Raw genomic sequence first — 22,185 nt, 5'->3', positions numbered from 1 at the left:
TGAATTAAACATCGTATAACAAAAAATTAATGAAAAGATTGATGTTGGGAATATTGCTGATGGTTTCATGGCAATATTCCGCTCAGGAACTGTATATGCCGAGGAATATAAAAAAGGCATATCAGAACGGGACACGCGACCTGTCGGGTGCTCCGGGAAAAAACTACTGGCAGAACAAAGGGGTTTACCAGGTTGAGGTGAAAGTAGACGCTGCTTCCAAGATGGTTTCGGGAAAAGAAACCATCACTTATATGAACAACAGCCCGGATGTGCTTAATGAGCTGGCCGTCAGGTTTGTAAACAACCTCCATAAACCGCAGGCTCCGCGGTCCGGAATGGTGTCCAAAGATTTCCTCTCATCAGGTTTGCACATCAGGGCGTTTGTTGTAAACGGTGAGAAATATAATGTTAACAGCGACAACTGGGGAACCGTTGAAAAGATAAAGCTTACCAGGCCTTTACGGTCAAAAGGAAAAGCCGAAATTAAGATCGAATGGGAATATCCGCTGTCGGTTGAGAGCGGAAGGGAAGGGCAGATCGATCCTGAAACTTTTTATGCAGCCTATTCCTTCCCCAGGATTTCCGTATACGACGACTACAACGGCTGGGACCTGCTGCCGCATTCCGACAGGCAGGAATTCTATAATGATTTCAACGATTACAGCTTTGCGATTACCGCTCCGAAAAATTATGTAGTCTGGGCCACCGGGGATTTTCTGAATCCGGATGCCGTGCTCCAGCCGGAATACCTGAAACGCTATAAATCTTCCCTGAAAAGCGATACGGTGATACGCGTTGCAACCGAGCAGGAAATGAAATCCGGGAAGGTGACCAAACCCAATAAATGGAATACCTGGAAATTCAGGGCCAGCCATATCACCGATTTCTGTTTTGCCCTGAGCAATCACTACGTCTGGGATGCAGCCAGCGTACAGCTTAAAACAAAAAGGGCCAGTGTACAGGCCGGGTATAAAAACGGGGCAAAGGATTTTGAGCATTATGTGGAATGGATGCAGTATAACCTGAGCTGGTTTTCAAAAAACTGGCCGGGTGTGGAATATCCTTATAATGCAATGACTGCCATTCAGGGATATGCCGATATGGAATATCCGATGATGATCAACGATACCAGTATTCCGGATGATCTGCAGGATGCCAGGCTTACGGCGGATCATGAAATTGCCCATACCTATTTCCCTTTTTACATGGGAATCAATGAAACGAGGTATGCCTTTATGGATGAAGGCTGGGCGACCACCCTTGAATACCTGATCGGGATTGATGAAAACGGGGAAGACAAGGCCAGGGAATTCTATAAAAATTTCCGGGTGAAAAAATGGATCAATGATCCTTCTGCGGAACAGGACCAGCCCATTATCACCATGAGTACGCAGGTAAGCGGCGCGGGCTATGGAAACAATTCCTATGTGAAAGCATCCTTATCCTATCTGGCCCTGAAAGATTACCTGGGTGATGAGGTGTTTAAAAAAGCATTGCATCATTATATGGATAATTGGAACGGAAAGCATCCGGTGCCGTGGGATTACTTTAATTCCATGAATACCGGTTCCGGAAAAAACCTGAACTGGTTCTTCAGCAACTGGTTTTTCACCAATTATTATATTGCATCTTAAAGTCGGCAACGCATCCCAGCAGAATGGCCTGCTTGCCGTACAGGTAGATAATATAGGTGGATTTGCTATTCCTTTCGACGCAGAAATTTTATACGAAGACGGGACCCTGGAAAAGCTGCATTTTTCGCCTTCCGTCTGGGAGAAAGACCAGAAGAAAACGATGCTGACTGTTCCGGTAGCTAAAAAAGCAAAATCCGTAAGCCTGGACGGTGGTATCTTCATGGATTATACGCCGGAGGACAACCGGAAAAACCTTTGATATAACATGAACTGGCATATAAATCCTGTTGACCGGCTTTCAGCCTTTTTAATCAGGTCTTAAATCTGAGTTCACGGTAGATGAGTTGCAGCAGTCCGTAGCGTCGGGCTTTAGCCCGGCATCATTATAGCGGTATGCATCCGGTTTTAGCCAAAACCTGTCTGCATTCAGCTGATGCCGGATCATCAGACATCCCATCGTATGTGAGCTGAAATCAATTCTATTGATCTTATACCAGATTTTATATTAAACTCACTTTTAATAACTGACTGAAGATGATTTGAATACCGCTTGATTCATATTAATATACATCCGGTCCTTCATTTTTGAAGGACCGGATTCAGTTTCTAACCGTTCTGAAAGTTGATTTTAGAAAGTGGCTGCCGGAGCTGTGCTGTTGTTCAGCTTCTTCTCAATCTGTGTTTTCTTGCCTTTAGAAAAGTCATAGCTGATCCCTACTACGAAAAGGGATTTGTCATTCCGGATCCTGCTGTCGGAGGAATAGTTCACCAGGCTTTCCGGAAGGCTTTTGGTACGGTATTCAGCCGGCATCCCGATCCAGTACATTCCTGTGGTAAAAGTCCATTCCTTATGTTTATAGCTGGCAAAAAAATGGTTTGCATTCTCATTGGCCCTCAGGAAAGCACCGTCCAGTTTGTAAACAGGGATGTTGAATTCGTATTGCAGGCTAAAAGATTTGTATTCTGAAGTGAGGGTGAATTCATTACCGATATAATGATTCCTGATAACGGCGCCCGAGCTGGTTTTCACGGTCTCTGAGGTCGGTGTCAATGTCGCTTTGATGACCAGGATACTGTTGCCGAACGGTTTATAGGAACCCGATAATTGCAGGCCGTACCGCTGAGCATTCCTGGCATTTTCATACGTCAGGGCATAGCCGCCTAAGACAGTTTCCGGTACATAGTACTGATTAATTGCCTTATGGTTGTACCAGTAGAATGCATTGGCATTGAGATCGAAATGTTTGTTGTTAAAGGAATAGATCAGGTTATTTCCCCATTGCCGGGCTGCAACGAGAAACGGATTCCCGCGCTGCACAATATTGGGAGCCATCTGGACCACGTTGCTGCTGAGGGCTGAGCTTCCCGGGCTTTGCGGCTTATAGCTGCTGGAAAACCGGAGGTTCTGGTTGCTTTTAATGGCATAGCTCAGGATCACCTTCGGGCTGAATGCCCACAGGTCCTCCACATTTTCTGAGCTTTTATTGTGAATATTGGTCAGCCCTGCGCCTATCCGGTAGGAAAATTTATCCTTTTTGCCGGAATATTCGGTATAAAAATACTGTTCCAGATAATTAACGCTGTATTCAGTGTAGCCTTCCAGATTGGTAAGCTCATTGGAAATGGCAGTATTGGAGACACGGTATCCAGAAGACAGCTTTCCTTTTTCAAAACTGTGGACATGGGCAATCTCACCTACGATACCGGTCTGCATCGCTTTCAGGTTCATATCATTGGTATAGACAGGCGTACCTGAATCAATAACCCATTCCCTGGCCGTTTCAGAAGTACCCGTATTGAAGGTTGAACCGACCAGATTGATGCTCAGTTCATCTTTCTTGCCGATGTTTTTGGAATAATAAAGGTCAAGGGTAGGCCGGGAATAGCCTGAGTTGCCGTTTTTGAACATTCCGTGTTCTTCGGAAACCTGATCTTTAAAAAAGATGCTTCCGCCTTTTCCTTTGATGAAACTGGAGAACAGATTGAGGTTTACTTTTGCCTGCAGTGCATAATTTTCCGGAACGGCCCGGGTGTACCGCAGGCTGATGCTCTGGTAGGTGTATCCGAAATGGTCTCTTCTTTTTTCTTCGGAACGGTAACGGGAATTGTTAAGGTTATAATCGTAAATACTGCTGACTGCCCGGTGGTCATAATCGCGATACTCTATGGAATACTCCATTCCGAAATCATTTTTACCTTTGGTATAATTCCCGTAAGCGGAACCGTTGACAAAGCCTGTGGTAAAAGCGGCGGTGGTATCCGTACCGAAAACATATCCCGTTTCCGGATTTTTGGTAACAAGGTTGACTACCTGGTCTGCCCGGGTTGCCCATCGTGCCGGCGGAATGTCGTAATATTCCACTTTCAACACTTCGGAAGGCTGTACGCTTCTGATCTGCATGTCCGTTGCTTCAATACCGTTGATCAGAAAAAGGGTAGTCCCGCCCTTGGTACTTTTCAGGGTGTTGGAGATAGGGTCAAGCTGCAGTTCAGGCAGGGTCCTGATAAGATCTTTGGCATATCTTGCTTTTTCAAGCGCTTCTTTGTCAAAGGTATATACCGCCCTGTCCGAATACTGTTTCTTCCGCTGCGATTGTAAAATGATGGCCTCGATTTCTTTGGTTTTCCCGATCGTATCCGGCTTGCTTTCCTGAGAACAAACCGAAATGCCGATGATCATGGCAGCCAGCCCTATTGCTTTTTTCATAGATATCTGCTTCTACAGGTAAGACATCCGGAGTGCCGGTTTCATTACATGGTAGAGAGAACTGTTTTTTTCAGGGGCTAAAAAGCTGCTGAACTTATTACAGAAGGAATTCTTTGGACCGCCATATCCGGCCACGATCTGAGGAAAGACGGTACGACGGCGGCCTTTACCATAAAAGGCTGCACGGGAATCCGCACAGCCTTTATTATAAAAAATTAATGAAAAGATAATCAGATCAATAAAGCCTCAGTCCTGATCTTGCTCCCGACGAGGCAACCACAGACTGCATTCTCGTTCTTTGTCCGGCAGAGAACATGAACATGGCGGCATCATCCACATAATCCATATAATTCATGAACATAACGGATCTTTGGGTTCCGCTGCAGGTATTGTAAAGCGGATAGCTCGGTTTCCCGGAATTCGCACCGGTTTGCGTCGGTGTATCGGCTACCAGGTCATTTCCGCAGTTGGCATCGCCCCAGATATGTCTCAGGTTCAGATAGTGGCCTACCTCATGAGTAGCGGTTCTTCCCTGGTTGAAAGGGGAGGAAGCTCCGGTTTTACCGAAATAAGGGGCGGCGATTACTACACCGTCATTCCACATTCCGGCAGATTCAGGGAAAGTAGCATATCCCAGGATCTGTCCCATGTTGCCGACTACCCACATGTTCAGGTAATTGGAAGGGCTGGTGGCATCAATTCCGCCGCTGGAAGACCTTTTCATCGCATCATTGGTGCTCCAGCTGGTTTTGGTGGTGGATTTTCTTACCGTATTGGCCAGCCTGAAACGTACTTTCACATCACCTGCCTTCACACCCTGGAATTCAGTAGGGATTTTATAGGCATCACTGTTGCTTCCTGCATAATCGGCATTCAGAACGGCGATCTGCTCAGCAATCCGGGAATCGGAAAGGTTTTCGGAAGAGGTGCGGTATAAAACATTGACTACCACGGGAATTTCTACGGTACCATCTGACAGGACTTTCCCCATCTTGAGTGCATTTTCGAAATTTTCCGTTTTCAGTTCAAGATCAGAATATTTTTGTCTCAGTTCAGCGCTGTTCTGAAGGGCCGCTTTTCTGATTTCTTCAGAAGCGCAGCCTCTTTGTAAGGCCGCTCCTCCCGTAGAAACGGCAGCCGGCTGATTCTGCTCTTCGGATTGGTTGGAAAGCTGGTCGCTGTTGCAGGAAGACATGAAGCCCAGCACAAGGGCTCCGAGTACTACTTTTTTCATAAAATCATATATTTTGTTACGTAAGATGAAATTAAATAATCTGGAATTCATGTGCAAGTATTTCACACGAATGTTGAATTATTTTGTTATTCAATAAATAACATTTTTGTAATTTAAATAAATATATGATATTATATGGCTGTATTTTTTGATGAAAATAAATGTTTTGAAAGGAATGTTTAAGGGTTTATTTTGGGTGGATAGTGTGCTTTGTTGAATTAATTCCGGAATCCGGTCAAAAAATAAGTGCCGCAGACAAGAAAAATCTGCGGCACTCATTACAAAAATAATATATATGAAAAAAACTACTTATAAATCAGCGGGTCTGAAAACCAGACCGGTTTCATCGAAATAATCCAGTGTGATTCTATCGCCGTCGTTTACTTTTCCGGCAAGGATTTCTCTAGACAGCATGTTCAAAACTTCCTGCTGGATCACTCTTTTCAGCGGTCTTGCCCCGAAGGCAGGATCATAGCCTTTGTTCATTAAGTAATCCACAGCATCCTGAGTAGCGGTCATGATAATATTTCGTTTGGAAAGCATCTCATTAAACCCTCTCAACTGATAGGTCACGATTTTTCCGATTTCTTTTTTTCTCAGAGGCTGGAACAGTACGATCTCATCGATCCTGTTCAGGAATTCCGGACGTAAGGTCTGTTTCAACAGATCGAAAACCTGATCTTTCGTTTTATCAACAATTTCATCCTGGTTTTCATCGGTAATATTTTCAAAATTCTCCTGAATCAGGTGAGAACCCAAATTCGAGGTCATGATAATAATCGAGTTTTTGAAATTTACTACACGTCCTTTATTATCTGTCAGACGTCCGTCATCCAAAACCTGAAGCAACGTGTTGAAAACATCAGGATGGGCTTTTTCAATTTCATCCAGCAGTACCACGGAATACGGTCTTCTTCTCACGGCTTCCGTCAGCTGTCCGCCTTCATCATACCCTACATATCCCGGAGGCGCACCTACCAGTCTGGATACACTGTGACGTTCCTGGTATTCGCTCATATCAATTCTCGTCATATTGTTCTCATCATCGAATAAAAACTCCGCCAAGGCTTTGGCCAGCTCCGTTTTTCCGACTCCGGTGGTTCCCAGGAACAGAAACGATCCGATCGGTTTTTTATCGTCGCTCAATCCGGCTCTGTTTCTTCGGATCGCATCGGCGACTGCCGTAATGGCTTCGTCCTGTCCTACCACCCTGTGGTGAAGTTCATTTTCAAGGCTCAGCAACTTTTCTCTTTCAGACTGCAGCAACTTGGTCACCGGAATACCGGTCCATTTGGCAATCACTTCAGAAATATTTTCAGAAGTTACTTCTTCCTTGATCAGTTCATTCTGATGGTTCTGCATTTCCAGTTCCAGTTTCTGCAGCGCGTCTTCTTTTTCTTTGATCTTCCCATACTGGATTTCTGCTACCTTAGCATAATCTCCGGCTCTTGAAGCTTTTTCCGCTTCCAGTTTCAGGGATTCAATATCTTTTTTGATCTGGGTAAGATCTTCGGATTTCTGTTTTTCTTTCAGCCATTTGGCATTGATTTCATTTCTTTCTTCCGAAATCCTGGAAATATCTTCTTTTAAATGGTCGATTTTAGTCTGGTTACCTTCCCTTGAAATGGCAGCCAGCTCAATTTCCAGCTGCATCAGTCTTCGGTCGAGGACATCCAGCTCTTCCGGTTTGGAATTGATTTCCATTCTCAGTTTGGCGGAAGCTTCGTCGATCAGGTCAATTGCTTTATCCGGCAGGAAACGGTCGGAAATATACCGTTGCGACATTTCAACCGCAGCAATAATGGCTTCGTCTTTGATTCTCACCTTATGGTGCGCCTCATATTTGTCTTTTATTCCCCGAAGAATGGAAATGGCCGATTCGGTATCCGGCTCCTCCACCATTACTTTCTGGAAACGTCTCTCCAATGCTTTATCCTTTTCAAAATACTTTTGATATTCATTAAGGGTGGTAGCACCGATGGCTCTTAATTCACCTCTTGCCAAAGCCGGTTTCAGAATATTGGCGGCATCCATGGCACCTTCTCCACCGCCGGCTCCCACCAAGGTGTGGATCTCATCGATAAAAAGGATGATCTGGCCGTCGGATTTAATTACCTCATTAACTACTGATTTCAGTCTTTCTTCAAATTCCCCTTTGTATTTGGCACCGGCGATCAAGGCTCCCATATCCAATGAGTATAATGTTTTATCCATCAGGTTTTCCGGAATGTCGCCGCTGATAATCCTGTGGGCAATCCCTTCTGCAATAGCGGTTTTACCGACGCCGGGTTCACCAATTAAGATCGGATTGTTTTTGGTTCTTCTCGAAAGAATCTGCAGTACTCTCCGGATTTCTTCATCACGCCCGATTACCGGGTCCAGTTTTCCTTCTGCAGCTAATTCGTTGAAGTTTTTAGCGTATTTATTTAAGGACTGGTACGTCTCTTCCGAACTGGCAGAAGTCGCTTTGTTTCCTTTTCTCAATTCTTTAATTCCGCCCTCCAGCAGGTTTCTCGTTACGCCCATATCTTTCAGCATCTTCGATACTTCAGAATTTGTTTCGATTAGAGAAAGCCATAAATGTTCGATCGTTACATATTCGTCGCCCATCTTTTTGGCAATATTGGGAGCATCCAGCAATACTTTGTTGGCGGATTGGGAAAGGTAAATATTCCCTCCCTGTACTTTTGGGAGTTTTTCTAAATTTTCACGGTTGCGCTCTCTTACCAAAGCAGCATCTGCTTCGGACTTTTTCAGTAAGAAGGGCGAAATATTTTCATCTACCTGAAAAATACCTTCAAGAAGATGTTGGGGCTCAATGCTCTGGTTGCCGAACTCCATGGCTACCTGTTGTGCGGCCTGGATGGCTTCCTGCGATTTTACAGTATATTGGTTTAAATTCATATCTATTTATTTTTGATGTTATTCTGTTTTAAGTATTGATTTCAGACATCAGATTTCAGACCATAGAAGTCTCATAAATGTTAATTTTTCAAATCCGATTTTCTAATTTCTGATGCCCTCCATCGTATTTAATCATTTAATTCAGGAGGAATATCGCAAAAAGTATTCAATTGTTGAATTTTCAAAAAATAAGGACAAAATTTCCGGAATATTCATTTTTTCACATAAAACCCCTTGACAAAATTTCCGATTCTTTAAATTTTACTAAAAAATTCCGGAATAATCGTCATGCAGTGAATAGTTATAATTTACAGGAAACAGAACGTTAATGACAATACCCGGAAGTTTCTCCGATGAGAATATGGAAAATTCAGATCATTTTTGACGGATGATATAAGTAAAGGTCAATGTGAATTGGGGCGGCCATTAAAAATCATATTTCCAGAATCCTGTTTTACAATGAAAATAAGTACTTTTGTGTTTTGCCTGATGGAACTTAAAGAGAAACAAAAGAAAATATTAGACGTTGCCGTAGAACTTTTCAAGGAGAAAGGGTATATGGGAAGCTCCGTGCGCGACCTGGCCACCCGGCTGAATATCAAGGCGGCTTCACTATATGCACATATCCGTTCTAAGGAAGAGATCCTGGAGTGGATCTGCTTTGGGATTGCCCAGGAATTTTTCGATGAGCTTCAGCAGGTAAAAAATACATCGGCAGCACCGAGGGAAAAGCTCGACCTGTTTATCGAAAGGCATTTGTCCGTTGTGCTTCAGAACCGTGACGTTACCCACATTTATTCCAACGAATGGAAGCATCTCGAAGAAAGGCTCCCTGAATTTATAGAACTTCGGAAAAACTATCAGCAGGAAGTAGAGCGGCTGATTTCTGATATTTACAAAGCAGAGCAGTGGGAACTCAGGTCGCCGTCTTTCACCACCAGGTTTATTCTCCATACCCTCAACAATTCCTATTTCTGGTTCAAAAGAAACACGGAATCCACCACGGAAATTACCGATGAAATCCGGGATAAGATCCTGTTTGGGTTGTTGGGAAAACGTAATATTTAGAGCTGGCTTTTTATTCTCCTACAGAGTTCACGGAGGACTGCGTCTGTTTTGACACATAAGTCACAGAGATGGTTTTTGGATAGGCTGAAAATATTTTAAGAGCACATTAGAAAAAATCAAAGATTTTTAAAAACTTTGTATGCGTCTGTATATTTTATACTTCGCTTTATTTTACAGCATGAATATCTTTTGCCGCTTTTGTGTTTGGATTCTCAGCAGGTCTCTAAATTTCATAGGATAGTAATTTGGTTTCTGCTCCGCTTAGTCACCATATCGTTTGATTTAATGCCAATAAAATCTTTGATTTTATTTCTTATGTGCTCTGAAATACGCGCAAAGCTTTACTGAAATCTTATGTTTCTTATGTGCTAAGCATCATCTTCCTGAGTTGTAACACTCCCACATGACGAAAATCATAAAAATTTTGTCAATTCTAAAATTCTTTTTACATTTACACCTAACAAATGTTAGTTAGTTTGGTTATGGATTTTTCAGTGGAATATTTACAATTGGATCAGCTGCGGGCACTTCAGTCCGAAAGGCTGGTTAATCTGGTACAATACCTGGGTGAGAAATCGGAGTTTTATGCAGGGAAATTTATGGAGTCCGGACTCTCAACAGAAGATATTCGATCCATTGAAGACATTGCTAAACTGCCGATTACCTACAAACAGGATTTGAGAGACAACTATCCGTTCGGATTATGCACCGTTCCGAAAAACGAACTGCAGCGGATTCACTGTTCCAGCGGGACAACGGGCAAGCCAACGGTGGTGGGATATACTAAAGAAGATGTCGAACTGTTCAGTGAAGTGGTCGCCCGGTCACTCAATGCAGCAGGAGCCCGACCGGGAATGCAGCTGCATAATGCCTATGGATACGGTATTTTCACCGGCGGACTCGGACTTCATTACGGAGCGGAAAAGCTGGGCATGAGTGTACTCCCGATTTCAGGGGGAATGACTTCAAGACAGGTCGATCTGATCATGGATTTTAAACCTGAAGTCCTTTGTTGCTCACCTTCCTATGCTTTGACGATTGCAGACGAACTGACAAAGAGAGGAATTGCTCCTGAAGACATCAGCCTGAAATATGCGGTATTAGGCTCAGAGCCATGGACGGAAATCATCCGGCATCATATCGAAGAACGTCTGGGGGTCCATGCCGTAAATATTTATGGTTTGAGCGAAATCATCGGTCCCGGAGTTTCGGTGGAAGACTTTGAGGAAAAAGGCGGTTCTTACATCTGGGAAGACCATTTTTATCCTGAAATTTTAGACCCGGTTACCAAACAGCCGGTTCCTTTCGGAGAAGAAGGGGTCCTGGTGATTACTACACTGACGAAAAAAGCCATGCCGCTCCTGCGTTACTGGACCAACGATATTACAAGCCTGTATTATGATGAAAAAGGAAAGCGGACGATGGTAAAAATGAAGCCGATCCTGGGAAGGGCAGACGATATGCTGATCGTAAGAGGCGTAAATGTTTACCCAAGCCAGATTGAAGAAGCATTCACTCATGTAAAAGGGGTTGTTCCCAATTATTATCTTACGCCTGTCGAGAAAGAGCAGATGTGTGTTGCCCTGGATGTTGATGTAGAAGTAGATGATGAATGGGTAAGAGCACAAAATTTAAGCTTAAATACCGACGATTATGCTATTTTTGTCGGAAATTTCGGAAAAACTATAGAAAACGAAATTAAAAAACGGGTAGGTATCACTACAAAAGTGAAGATTCATGCCCAGGACAGCCTTCCGAAATGCGAAGGTGGAAAAATTAACAGAATACTAAAAAATAAATGAATTCATTTTACAAATTAAAGACGGTAAAAGTTCAGAAAGATACCAACGATGCAGTGAATGTAGCCGTGGAAATCCCTGAGGAGCTGAAGGATAAATTCAGATTCAGGCAGGGGCAGTATCTTAATTTCCGTATGATGATCGACGGAAATGAAGAAAGGCGTTCTTATTCCATCTGTAATGCACCCAGCGAAAAAAGCAACACGCTGGAAGTATTGGTTAAGCTGCTGGAAGGCGGAAAGGTTTCCGGCTATTTCAACGAACATCTTCATATGGATGAAGTGCTGGAAGTCATGCCTCCGATGGGCGGTTTCAATACTTCGTATCACCCGACCAACGTGAAAACCTATATCGGACTGGCTGCGGGAAGCGGAATCAGTCCTGTGCTTTCCAACATCAAAGAAAGTTTATATCAGGAACCGGATTCCAATGCATATCTGTTTTACAGCAACCGGAGCATGAACCATGTAATGAAGAAGGCGGAAATTGACGCACTGGTGCAGAAATTCAACGGAAGGCTGAAGGTTATTTACCTGGTAAGCCGCGAGAAACATGAGGATGAACTGTTTGAAGGAAGGATTTGTCCGGACAAACTGGAACAGCTTTTTGAAAGACATCCTGAGATCGATGTCAAGGAAGCTACTTATTTCATCTGCGGTCCTTCAGAAATGATCAAAAGTGTGGCAGATTATCTGAAAAAAGATAAAAAAGTACCGGCCATCCAGGTCTTGTTTGAGTATTTCACCGCTCCGGATGAAGAGAATACGGAAGAGATGAGCGATGAATTCAAAGCCATTGCCAATATCGAAAGCATGGTAACGGTAATCATTGATGACGATGAATATTCATTCCACCTCAACTCAAAAAAAGAAAGTATCTTAGATAAAGCATTAAAGGACAATCTTCCGGTGCCGTTTGCCTGCAAAGGAGGAGTGTGCTGTACGTGTAAAGCCGAAGTTCTGGAAGGAGAAGTCTTCATGGAAAAGAACTACGCGCTTACCGAGGAAGAAGTAGCCAGAGGCTATGTGCTGACCTGCCAGTGCCACCCGACCACCAACGTGGTGATGCTGAATTATGGTGTGTAATGAATGTAGCAATTTATCAATATAAAAATATAACAATCAATTTTTTAATGCAGAGCTAGTCGAAGCATTTTATTGGTAAACTGTTAAATTGATACATTGGTAAATTATTATATTGTTATATTTTAAAATTTGAAAAATTTTAATTATGGACTTAGAAAAATTCGTACAATACGTACACGACGAAAATAAAGTAGAGCCGAAAGATGTAATGCCTGATGATTACAGGAAGCTTTTGGTTCGTCAGATCTCCCAGCACGCCCACTCTGAAATTGTCGGGATGCTGCCGGAGGCCAACTGGATTTCCAGAGCACCTTCTTTGAGAAGAAAAATGGCCTTGCTGGCTAAAGTTCAGGATGAGGCCGGACACGGATTATACCTGTATTCCGCTACCGAAACTTTAGGCGACGGAAGCATCAGAGCCGATCGTGATGCGACTTATGAAGATATGCTTTCCGGGAAAGCCAAATACTCAAGCATCTTTAACTACCCGACGTTGAGCTGGGCAGATATCGGTGCGATCGGATGGCTGGTAGACGGTGCCGCTATTATGAACCAGGTGATGCTGATGGGTAATTCCTACGGGCCTTATTCCAGGGCGATGGTGAAGATCTGTAAAGAAGAATCCTTCCACCAAAGACAAGGGTATGAAATCCTGATGGCGCTTTGCCGCGGAACCAAGCAGCAGAAAGAAATGGCACAAGCCTCTCTGAACCGTTTCTGGTGGCCGGCGCTGATGATGTTCGGACCGAATGACGACAGCTCGCCAAACTCCAAAATCTCGATGAATTACCGGGTGAAAAGAGAGAGCAACGACAGCCTCCGTCAGCGTTTTGTTGATGTTACGGTTTCCCAAGCTGAATTCTTAGGCTTAACCATTCCGGATAAAGACCTGAAATGGAACGAAGAAAGACAGCATTACGATTTCGGGGAATTGCCATGGGATGAATTCATGGAAATCCTGAAAGGAAACGGACCGTGCAACAAAAAGCGGATCGAAACCAAAAGAAAAGCCCAGAGAGAAAATTCCTGGGTAAAAGAAGCGGCCGCCGCGTTTGCAGAAAAACAACAAAAAGAAGTAATAGAATAATGTAACAGTCTACCAATGTAGTAAGTTACAGTTACCAGTATATTGAGCCTTTTAGCTTTTATTATTGGTAAACTGTTACACTGATACATTGTTAAATTAATTTAATTATGGCAAATTTAGATATGTGGGAAGTGTTTATCCAGACTAAACCGGGATTGTCCCACAAACACGTAGGAATCGTACAGGCACCGACTGCCGAAATGGCGTTGCAGAATGCCAGGGACGTTTACACCAGAAGAAAAGAGGGAACTTCCGTTTGGGTGGTACCGAGCAAATATATCGTTACTTCCGAAGGGGTGGATAAAGAAGCATTCTTCGATCCGGCGGACGACAAACTGTACCGTCACCCGACTTTCTACGAGATCCCTAACGATGTTAAAAATATGTAACACAGCGATTGGCTGTTAGCTTCTTGCCATTTGCGAAAGCTATACGCCAAAAGCCAAAAGCTAAAATAATGAATCCATTATACAATTATTTATTAAAACTGGCAGACGACAGCTTCATCATGGGGCAGCGTCTGTCGGCATGGTGTGGGGAAGGGCCTTATCTGGAAGAAGATATTGCATTAACGAATATCGCTTTGGATGAATTAGGCCAGGCCAACAATTTTTATGTGTACGCTTCGAGAGTGATCGATAACGGCAAAACGGAAGACGATCTTGCTTTTTTAAGATATGAGCATGAATATGTGAATGCCCACTGGACTGAACTTCCCAACGAAGATTATGCACAAACGATTCTGAAAGTTTATGTCTTTGCAATCTATCAGAAGCTGATGTATGAAGCTTTATCCCAATCTGCGGACGAAGAGCTTTCTGCTATTGCCCAGAAATCTTTAAAAGAAGTACGGTACCATTATACCCACACGGCTTCCTGGATGAAAATCTTCGCCCAGGGAACAAAAGAAAGCAGATCCCGCCTGGAAAAGGCTATTGAAAATATCTGGGAATATACCAAAGGTTTGTTTGCAAAAACCGAAGGCGAGGATGATCTGGTTGCTTTAAATATAGTTCCGGATGCAGATACGCTGTATGAAGAGTTTCTGGCGATCACACAGAAAGATTTTGCTGAATTTGGATTAGCATATCCAACAAATCCTTTCATGCAGCCGAAATCCAGAACAGGATATCATACGGAATATTTCGGATTTATGCTTTGTGAACTGCAATACATGCAGAGAGCATATCCGGGATGTACCTGGTAAAAATCAATTAATCAATTTGAAAGCGTGCTAATTTGAAAATGACGGACCGCTTTAAATTTTAAAATTTCTCCGATTTTCAAATTTTAAATTAATCAATGAGAGATCCTTTAGACATATTAGAAATGGTTCCCGATCCGGAAATTCCGGTCATCAATATTGTGGAACTGGGTATTGTCCGGGAAGCAAAAGTAACCGGGGAAAATTCCTGTGAAGTTACCATTACGCCAACGTATTCTGCCTGTCCTGCCATGTTTACCATTGAGGAAGACATCATCAAGATCATGAAGGAAAACGGCTGGGACACAAAAGTAGTCACCAAAATGTTTCCGATCTGGACGACCGACTGGCTGACGGATGAAGCCCGGGAAAAGCTACGGGCTTACGGAATCACTCCTCCTGAAAAAGGAGCTGACGAACATCATATCGGGAAACCGAAAAAGTGTCCACGCTGTGGTTCTGAACACACCAAGCAGATCAGCAGGTTCGGATCTACCTTATGTAAGGCTTCCTACCAATGCCTGGACTGCCTGGAACCGTTTGATTATTTTAAATGCCATTAATCAATTTGAAAATGTGCTGATTTGAAAATTTAACAATTGTAAGGGATTATCTTAAATTTTTTTCAAATTCGTATGGGCTCACCTGTTGATTCATTCGGAAATGTGTAAATTTAAAAACAGTTTTTAACCATTTTCAAATAATCTAATTTTCAAATTAAAAAATTAAAGCTATGTACACACAACTCGATATTGAGACGCATTTTGAAGGAAAGCTGAAAATCGCTTACCTCAACCAGCCGGAAACCATGAATGCGCTGACAAAGCCGGCACTGCTGGATCTGAAAGATTTTATCCATGCATGCAGCAATGATCCCATCGTACGATGTGTAGCGATTTCAGGCAGAGGAAGGGCTTTTTGTTCGGGACAAAACCTGGACGACGCTTTCACCAAGGGTAAGGAGCACGATGATCATGAGGTGATCCGGAAAATCGTGGCCAACTACTATAATCCGCTGGTAATGGAACTTACCCGTTGCAAAAAGCCGGTAGTAGCTTTGGTAAATGGTCCTGCAGTAGGAGCCGGCGCAATGCTTGCCCTGATCTGTGATTTTGTACTGGCCAATAACAAAGCTTATTTCTCCCAGGCTTTCTCCAATATCGGATTGATTCCTGATACCGGAGGAACGTATTTTTTACCGAAATTATTGGGAAGGCAATTGGCCAACTATTTAGCATTTACCGGGAAAAAATTATCGGCTGAAGAATCAAAATCGTATGGATTGGTCGCTGAGGTTTTTGCTGAAGAAGAATTCAACTCCAGGTCAATGGAAATTCTGGAGAAAATGGCCAATATGCCGACAGCAGCTCTCAAACTAACCAAAAAAGCATTTGCCAACTCTTACAACAATACCTTGAAAGAACAGTTGGAACTGGAAGCCGACCTTCAGCAGGAAGCTGCCGGAACAGAAGACTTTATCGAAGGCGTAAACGCATTTTTACAGAAAAGAAAACCTGATTATAAAGGAAAATAATCAATTTGAAAATATAGTAATTTAAGAATTTGAAAATGAGAAATGATAAAGAAAATGTCATCGTTAATAAGACTTTTGATTTTGCATTGAAAATAATCGAATTTTCTGAAGTTTTATATGAAGCTAAAAGGTATCCTTTAGCTAATCAGGTTTTTAAGGCAGGAACATCTATTGGCGCAAATGTTAGAGAAGCTCAAAATGCAGAAAGCAAAGCAGATTTCATTCATAAATTAAAAATTGCGGCAAAAGAAGCAGATGAGACAGAGTACTGGCTCCTGTTATGTATGATGTCTCCTTATCTGAAGTCGCCGGATGAAAAATTATTTTCAGAACTCAAAGAAATTATCCTGATTCTCTCGAAAATCATTTCAACTTCCAAGATTAAATAATTTTCAAATTAAGACATTCTCAAATTTTCAAATTCAATATATGAAAGTAGGAATCATCGGTGCCGGAACCATGGGGATAGGCATCGCACAGGTAGCGTCTACCAACGGATGCAAAGTATGGGTATATGATGCGAATGCCAGACAGGTGGAAACAGCCACCCTCGGTTTGGAAAAGACACTTACTAAACTGGTAGATAAGCAAAAAATTTCAGGCGAAAAAATGACTGAAATTTTATCCAATATCTCCATTGCTACAGAACTGAAGGGATTTAAAGACTGCGAGCTGGTCATAGAAGCCATCATTGAAAATAAAGAAATTAAAACGAAGGTATTCACAGAACTGGAAAACCATGTTTCCGAAACCTGTATTATTGGTTCTAATACCTCATCTATTTCCATTACCTCCCTTGGTGCGGAACTGAAACATCCCGAACGTTTCATCGGAATCCACTTTTTCAACCCGGCGCCCCTGATGCCATTGGTAGAAGTAATCCCTTCTCTGCTGACTGAAAAGTCATTGCCGGAAAAAATTTATAATCTCATGAAAGATTGGGGGAAAACACCGGTTATCGCTAAAGATATTCCGGGGTTTATCGTGAATAGGATTGCCCGTCCGTATTATGGAGAAGGACTAAGGATGGTGGAAGAAAACATTGCTACACCAGAACAGGTGGATGATGCCATGAGAACTTTAGGAAATTTTAAAATGGGACCGTTTGAATTGATGGACCTTATTGGAGTGGATGTGAATTTCTCTGTAACCACAACGGTATACAAGGATTATTTCTACGATCCGAAATACAAGCCGTCTTTATTGCAGCAAAGAATGTCGGAAGCCAAGCTTCACGGTAGAAAAACCGGAAAAGGGTTCTATGATTATGCGGAAGGATCGACCAAACCCGAACCTCAAAAGGATGAGGTGTTGTACCAGCAGATTTTCCTGAGAATCATCTCCATGCTTATCAATGAAGCGGTAGAAGCCAAAAGATTAGGCATCGCCAGTGATCAGGATCTTGAATTGGCGATGCAGAAAGGCGTAAATTACCCGAAAGGATTATTGGCCTGGGGACAGGAAATCGGATACGAAAAAATCTCCGAAACCCTGCAAGGTCTTTACGAAGAATATCAGGAAGAAAGGTACAGGCAAAGCCCATTGCTCCGTAAATTAAATGAGACAATTTGAAAATGGATTAATTTGGAAATGGTTTTTTACAATATTTTCAAATTCTCAAATTGGTTAATTTCAAATCAATAACATGAATATAGAAAGAGTCAGAGCCGAATTGGAAACCAGGCTTCTTATTGAAAAAGAATATTTGGTTCAGGAGCTTTCTTCAATCGAAGATGATCGGGAAAAACTTGAACTGTTGGGTAAATTCAATGAAAAGTATAAGGCCCTGATTAAAAGAATCGCACTGGAAGACGGGATCGATCTAAATGCGTCCTATCAGGATAAAAGTGATGCTTTACATACGGAGAATCTTTCCAATGGCCAGATCATTCTGGGTAAAACCATGAACATTTACGATCGGTTGGCTGATGAATTATATGCAGAAATAAGCCATCCATAAATACTTCCAACCAAACCGAAACCATGCTTAAAAGAATATTTACAAAGAAAAACTTTCTGCGCGCTCTGGTAAATGCGATTATTTTTACTACTGGTTTTTTTCTCATTAAGCTTCTTTTTTATATGCTCGGATGGGATGATGAAAAAAGTTTATGGGGATATGGCTTTCTAGTATACTTTATTTTTATTTTTTTAGCCTACTTCATCTTGGACGGCAGAGATTACACCTGGAAAGATTTGATACAATTTAAAAATTTAAATAAGAATAAATGACACCCAAGCAGGTTGCAGAATATATGTATGATCAGGATCATTTTTCCCAATGGATGAATATCAGATTGATCGAAGTCAGAGAAAACTATTGTTTAATAGAAATGCCCGTTAAAAAAGAAATGATCAACGGGCTGAAAACGGTACACGGAGGCGTCACGTTTGCCTTTGCCGATTCGGCACTGGCCTTTTCATCCAACAATTCCGGTGACGCTGCCGTTGCCCTCAACTGTATAATCAATTTTACCAAAGCCGGAAAAGAAGGCGATGTTTTCAGGGCAGAAAGCATTCTTGCCAACGAAACCCGCAAGACCGCAGTCTATGATATTAAGATTACCAATCAGCACGAAGAACTGATTGCCAAATTTGTAGGGACGGTTTATAAAATAGGAAAGAAAGTAACGGAATTATAAATATGAAAATTTGGAAATGAGGCAATTTGAAAATTATTTTGATGCTTTATTTCATTTTCAAATTCTCAAATTAACTCATTTTCAAATTAAAAACAATGAACAACGTATATATTATCGATTATATCAGGACTCCGATTTCGAAATTAAGCGGAGGCCTTTCAGAAGTAAGAGCCGATGATCTGGCAGCCATTGTCATCAAAGAGATCATCGCAAGAAATCCGGAAGTTCCGGTACAGGAAATTGAGGATGTGATCTTTGGATGTGCCAACCAAGCTGGGGAAGATAACCGGAATGTGGCGAGAATGGCTCTGCTGTTAGCCGGACTTCCTTATAAAATCGGAGGGGAGACCGTTAACAGGCTGTGTGCTTCAGGAATGTCTGCCGTTGCCAATGCCTTCCGTGCGATAGCTTCAGGCGAGGGTGAAATTTATATTGCCGGCGGTGTAGAGCATATGACGCGTTCGCCGTACGTGATGTCAAAACCGAGCACGGCTTTCGGAAGAGACAGCCAGATGTTCGATACTACTTTCGGATGGAGGTTTGTTAACCCGAAAATGAAAGAAATGTACGGGGTTGACGGCATGGGGGAAACAGCGGAAAACTTAGCCGATATGCACCAGATCAGCCGTGAGGACCAGGACCAGTTTGCGCTGTGGTCTCAGCAGAAAGCTTCCAAAGCACAGGAAAGCGGAAGGCTGGCGGAAGAAATCGTACAGGTGGAAATCCCACAGAAGAAAGGAGAACCTAAAGTTTTCGATAAAGATGAATTTATTAAACCGGGTTCTACAATGGAAGGACTGGCGAAACTTCGCCCTGCTTTCAGAAAGGAAGGGGGAACCGTAACCGCCGGAAATGCTTCAGGAATGAACGACGGTGCTGCGGCATTGATTTTAGCCAGTGAAGAGGCCGTACAGAAATACGGACTTCAGCCGATCGCTAAAATTTTAGGTTCTGCCGTTGCCGGTGTAGAGCCGAGAATCATGGGGATTGGCCCTGTAGAAGCTGCTCAGAAAGTTTTGAAGAGATTAAACCTGTCACTGGATGATATGGATGTCATCGAACTGAACGAAGCCTTTGCCGCCCAGGCTTTAGCGGTGACGAGATCATTGGGTTTAAAAGACGATGATTCCAGAGTAAATCCAAACGGAGGCGCTATTGCCATCGGTCACCCGCTGGGAGTTTCCGGAGCCAGGATCATCGGTTCTGCCGCCGTGGAATTACAGAAACAGAATAAAAAATATGCCTTGTGTACCCTTTGTATCGGTGTAGGACAGGGCTATGCAATGGTGATTGAAAAAGTATAACTTTTTTAATAGTATAACAATTTATCAATGTAACAGTGTAACAATGTAGCCATGCAACAATTTTACGTAATGTCATGCTGAGCTTGTTGAAGCATCTATAGGTAAACTTGTACATTAATCCATTGTTACATTAAATTTTTAATAAAAAATTTATGAATATCTACTCCTACCACGGTATCCGGCCCATCATCAAACCTTCTGCTTACATTCATCCGCAGGCAGTGGTGATCGGGAATGTGGAAATCGGTGAAGAAGTGTATGTGGGCCCGAATGCGGTCATCCGCGGCGATTGGGGGAAAATTATGGTGAAAGACGGAGCGAATGTTCAGGAAAACTGTACCCTGCATGTCTTTCCGGGAATTGAAACCATTCTGGAAGAATCGGCCCATATCGGTCATGGAGCCATTATCCATTCCGGACATATCGGAAGAAACTGTCTGGTGGGAATGAACGCCGTGGTGATGGATAAAGCGGTTATCGGTGACGAATGTATAATCGGAGCTTTGGCTTTTGTACCCGCCAACTTCAGGTGTGAAGCCCGAAAGCTGATCGTCGGAAGCCCGGCAAAGATCATCCGTGATGTTTCCGATGAAATGATCAAATGGAAAACCGAAGGCACAAAACTGTATCAGGAACTGGCCAGAGAAGGGAAAGATGCCATTCTGCCCTGCGAGCCGTTCACCGAATATGTAAAACAGGTTCCAACTAAAATTATCGATTATAGTATTTGGGATGATGTGAAGTAATACACAAACCTCATAGGTTTCTAAAACCTATGAGGTTTATAGGCTCAGCACAGCCTCGGCTTTAAAAAACACAAAAATGAAAAAAAACACAAACATCGACAATTTTGAGTGCGGATATGTCTATCATATCTACACCCATGCTAATGGAAAAGATCTAATTTTCAGGGAAGAGGAAAACTACAGATATTTTTTAGAGAAGATTTTAAAATATATAATTCCTGTTGCTGAAATATATGCGTATTGTTTACTCCCGAATCATTTCCATTTACTGCTGAGGTTTAAAGAATTAAAGCAGATTGAAAATGAGCATTTTTATTTAATGAAACAGTTTAGTAATTTATTAAACGGGTATGCAAAAGCCTATAATAAAAGATACAATAGGACAGGATCTCTCTTTCTCGATTATTTAAAGCGTAAAAGAGTGAATGATGAAAAATATCTGACTAAATTACTGCACTATATTCATAATAATCCGGTGAATCATGGATTAATAAAGGATATCAGAAACTGGAGATATTCATCTTATCATGCTTATATCGATATAACAAAACCAAGTAATATTGAGAGAACAGAAATGATGAAATATTTTGATACGGTAAATGATTTCATAGCATATCATCAGTCTGATGTAGAATATGATTTTATACAAACCTCATAGGTTTTCAAAACCTATGAGGTTTAGAAAAAGTAAAGTAAAAAATGATTAAAAAAATTCTTCTGATCTTCATTATGATGTCTGGGCTTTCAATTATGGTTTCGGGCCAGAACAACAATATAAAACCCTTAACGATCGGTGAAATCCGAACATTGAAATCTAAAATTTTAAATGAAGACAGAGTATTGAATATCTATCTTCCGCAGAATTTTGATAAAACCAAATCCTATCCGGTCATTTATCTGCTGGATGGAAGCATGAATGAAGACTTTATTCATGTTACCGGACTGATTCAGTTTTTCAATCAGATGTATTCCATGCCCGAAACCATTGTGGTAGGGATAGCCAATATTGATCGGAAAAGAGATTTTACCTTTCATACGGATTTGAAAGATCTGCAGAAGAATTACCCGACAACCGGACATTCCGATAAGTTCATCAGTTTTCTTGAAAAAGAATTAAAACCGTATATCGAAAATCAGTTTAAGATAACGGAAAAATATATATTCGGACAATCTTTGGGCGGCTTGCTGGCGACAGAAATTTTACTGAAAAAACCGGAGCTGTTCAATAATTATTTTA

Annotated in this window: 19 protein-coding genes and 1 pseudogene; 17 read left to right on the top strand and 3 right to left on the bottom strand. The window is 42.1% G+C overall.

The genetic code is table 11. The features are described from left to right. The first annotated feature begins 29 nt into the window (after window positions 1-29). Window positions 30-1,893 (top strand): annotated as a pseudogene (locus QZ735_RS04165) (M1 family metallopeptidase). 369 nt (window positions 1,894-2,262) lie between these two features. On the opposite strand, the gene QZ735_RS04160 reads toward QZ735_RS04165, so the two are convergent. The 3 genes from QZ735_RS04160 to clpB all read right to left on the bottom strand — a co-directional run bounded on the left by QZ735_RS04160 (window position 2,263) and on the right by clpB (window position 8,479). Next, on the bottom strand, window positions 2,263-4,341 hold the full coding sequence (locus tag QZ735_RS04160) for an outer membrane beta-barrel protein (RefSeq protein WP_294244576.1): 2,079 nt from the start codon (window positions 4,339-4,341) through the stop codon (window positions 2,263-2,265). A gap of 235 nt (window positions 4,342-4,576) precedes the next feature. After that, complete coding sequence (locus tag QZ735_RS04155) at window positions 4,577-5,575, bottom strand: zinc metalloprotease (RefSeq protein ID WP_294244573.1); 999 nt, start codon at window positions 5,573-5,575, stop codon at window positions 4,577-4,579. Window positions 5,576-5,884: 309 nt separating this feature from the next. Further along, entirely contained in the window at window positions 5,885-8,479 is a 2,595-nt protein-coding gene (gene clpB, locus QZ735_RS04150; protein WP_294244570.1) for an ATP-dependent chaperone ClpB, read from the bottom strand. A gap of 459 nt (window positions 8,480-8,938) precedes the next feature. Here clpB and QZ735_RS04145 point away from each other — a divergent pair, with 459 nt between their 5' ends. The 16 genes from QZ735_RS04145 to QZ735_RS04070 form a co-directional block, all read left to right on the top strand. Continuing rightward, window positions 8,939-9,547 carry a TetR/AcrR family transcriptional regulator gene (locus tag QZ735_RS04145; RefSeq protein ID WP_294244567.1) on the top strand — a complete coding sequence of 203 codons (609 nt, stop codon included), beginning with the start codon at window positions 8,939-8,941 and terminating at the stop codon, window positions 9,545-9,547. Between the two features lie 482 nt (window positions 9,548-10,029). After that, window positions 10,030-11,349 carry a phenylacetate--CoA ligase family protein gene (locus QZ735_RS04140; RefSeq protein ID WP_294244658.1) on the top strand — a complete coding sequence of 440 codons (1,320 nt, stop codon included), beginning with the start codon at window positions 10,030-10,032 and terminating at the stop codon, window positions 11,347-11,349. Beyond that, the gene (locus QZ735_RS04135; protein WP_294244564.1) at window positions 11,346-12,431 is read left to right on the top strand and encodes a 2Fe-2S iron-sulfur cluster-binding protein; all 1,086 of its coding nucleotides are present in this window, start codon (window positions 11,346-11,348) and stop codon (window positions 12,429-12,431) included. Before QZ735_RS04140 ends, QZ735_RS04135 begins: the two co-directional genes overlap by 4 nt. Before the next feature lie 145 nt (window positions 12,432-12,576). Further along, window positions 12,577-13,518, top strand: a complete 942-nt coding sequence (paaA, locus tag QZ735_RS04130) for a 1,2-phenylacetyl-CoA epoxidase subunit PaaA (RefSeq protein WP_294244561.1) — start codon at window positions 12,577-12,579, stop codon at window positions 13,516-13,518. A gap of 107 nt (window positions 13,519-13,625) precedes the next feature. Then, window positions 13,626-13,907 carry a 1,2-phenylacetyl-CoA epoxidase subunit PaaB gene (gene paaB, locus QZ735_RS04125; protein WP_002981782.1) on the top strand — a complete coding sequence of 94 codons (282 nt, stop codon included), beginning with the start codon at window positions 13,626-13,628 and terminating at the stop codon, window positions 13,905-13,907. Window positions 13,908-13,972: 65 nt separating this feature from the next. Then, window positions 13,973-14,725, top strand: coding sequence for a 1,2-phenylacetyl-CoA epoxidase subunit PaaC (gene paaC, locus QZ735_RS04120; RefSeq protein WP_367117828.1), 753 nt, complete (start codon window positions 13,973-13,975; stop codon window positions 14,723-14,725). 95 nt (window positions 14,726-14,820) lie between these two features. Continuing rightward, on the top strand, window positions 14,821-15,285 hold the full coding sequence (gene paaD, locus QZ735_RS04115) for a 1,2-phenylacetyl-CoA epoxidase subunit PaaD (RefSeq protein ID WP_294244558.1): 465 nt from the start codon (window positions 14,821-14,823) through the stop codon (window positions 15,283-15,285). Window positions 15,286-15,455: 170 nt separating this feature from the next. Beyond that, the gene (locus QZ735_RS04110; RefSeq protein WP_294244555.1) at window positions 15,456-16,256 is read left to right on the top strand and encodes an enoyl-CoA hydratase-related protein; all 801 of its coding nucleotides are present in this window, start codon (window positions 15,456-15,458) and stop codon (window positions 16,254-16,256) included. A 35-nt stretch (window positions 16,257-16,291) separates the two neighbouring features. After that, window positions 16,292-16,645, top strand: a complete 354-nt coding sequence (locus QZ735_RS04105; RefSeq protein ID WP_294244552.1) for a four helix bundle protein — start codon at window positions 16,292-16,294, stop codon at window positions 16,643-16,645. A gap of 40 nt (window positions 16,646-16,685) precedes the next feature. Next, a complete protein-coding gene (locus tag QZ735_RS04100; protein WP_294244550.1) occupies window positions 16,686-17,828 on the top strand; it encodes a 3-hydroxyacyl-CoA dehydrogenase NAD-binding domain-containing protein in 1,143 nt (380 codons plus the stop codon). A 73-nt stretch (window positions 17,829-17,901) separates the two neighbouring features. Further along, the gene (locus tag QZ735_RS04095) at window positions 17,902-18,216 is read left to right on the top strand and encodes a hypothetical protein (protein WP_294244548.1); all 315 of its coding nucleotides are present in this window, start codon (window positions 17,902-17,904) and stop codon (window positions 18,214-18,216) included. A gap of 268 nt (window positions 18,217-18,484) precedes the next feature. Further along, window positions 18,485-18,898 (top strand): hotdog fold thioesterase, encoded by a 414-nt coding sequence (locus QZ735_RS04090; RefSeq protein WP_294244545.1) that lies wholly within the window; start codon window positions 18,485-18,487, stop codon window positions 18,896-18,898. Between the two features lie 95 nt (window positions 18,899-18,993). Further along, a complete protein-coding gene (gene pcaF / locus QZ735_RS04085; protein WP_294244542.1) occupies window positions 18,994-20,202 on the top strand; it encodes a 3-oxoadipyl-CoA thiolase in 1,209 nt (402 codons plus the stop codon). A gap of 152 nt (window positions 20,203-20,354) precedes the next feature. Next, window positions 20,355-20,948, top strand: a complete 594-nt coding sequence (locus QZ735_RS04080; RefSeq protein ID WP_294244540.1) for a transferase hexapeptide repeat family protein — start codon at window positions 20,355-20,357, stop codon at window positions 20,946-20,948. 76 nt (window positions 20,949-21,024) lie between these two features. Next, the gene (locus QZ735_RS04075; protein WP_294244537.1) at window positions 21,025-21,606 is read left to right on the top strand and encodes a transposase; all 582 of its coding nucleotides are present in this window, start codon (window positions 21,025-21,027) and stop codon (window positions 21,604-21,606) included. 41 nt (window positions 21,607-21,647) lie between these two features. Then, window positions 21,648-22,185: alpha/beta hydrolase-fold protein (locus QZ735_RS04070; RefSeq protein WP_294244534.1), on the top strand; the 538-nt coding region annotated here is incomplete at its 3' end.

Origin of the sequence: uncultured Chryseobacterium sp. (genome assembly GCF_913776365.1) — a bacterium.
Taxonomy (GTDB): Bacteria; Bacteroidota; Bacteroidia; order Flavobacteriales; family Weeksellaceae; genus Chryseobacterium.
This window is presented reverse-complemented; position numbering and strand designations above follow the sequence as displayed.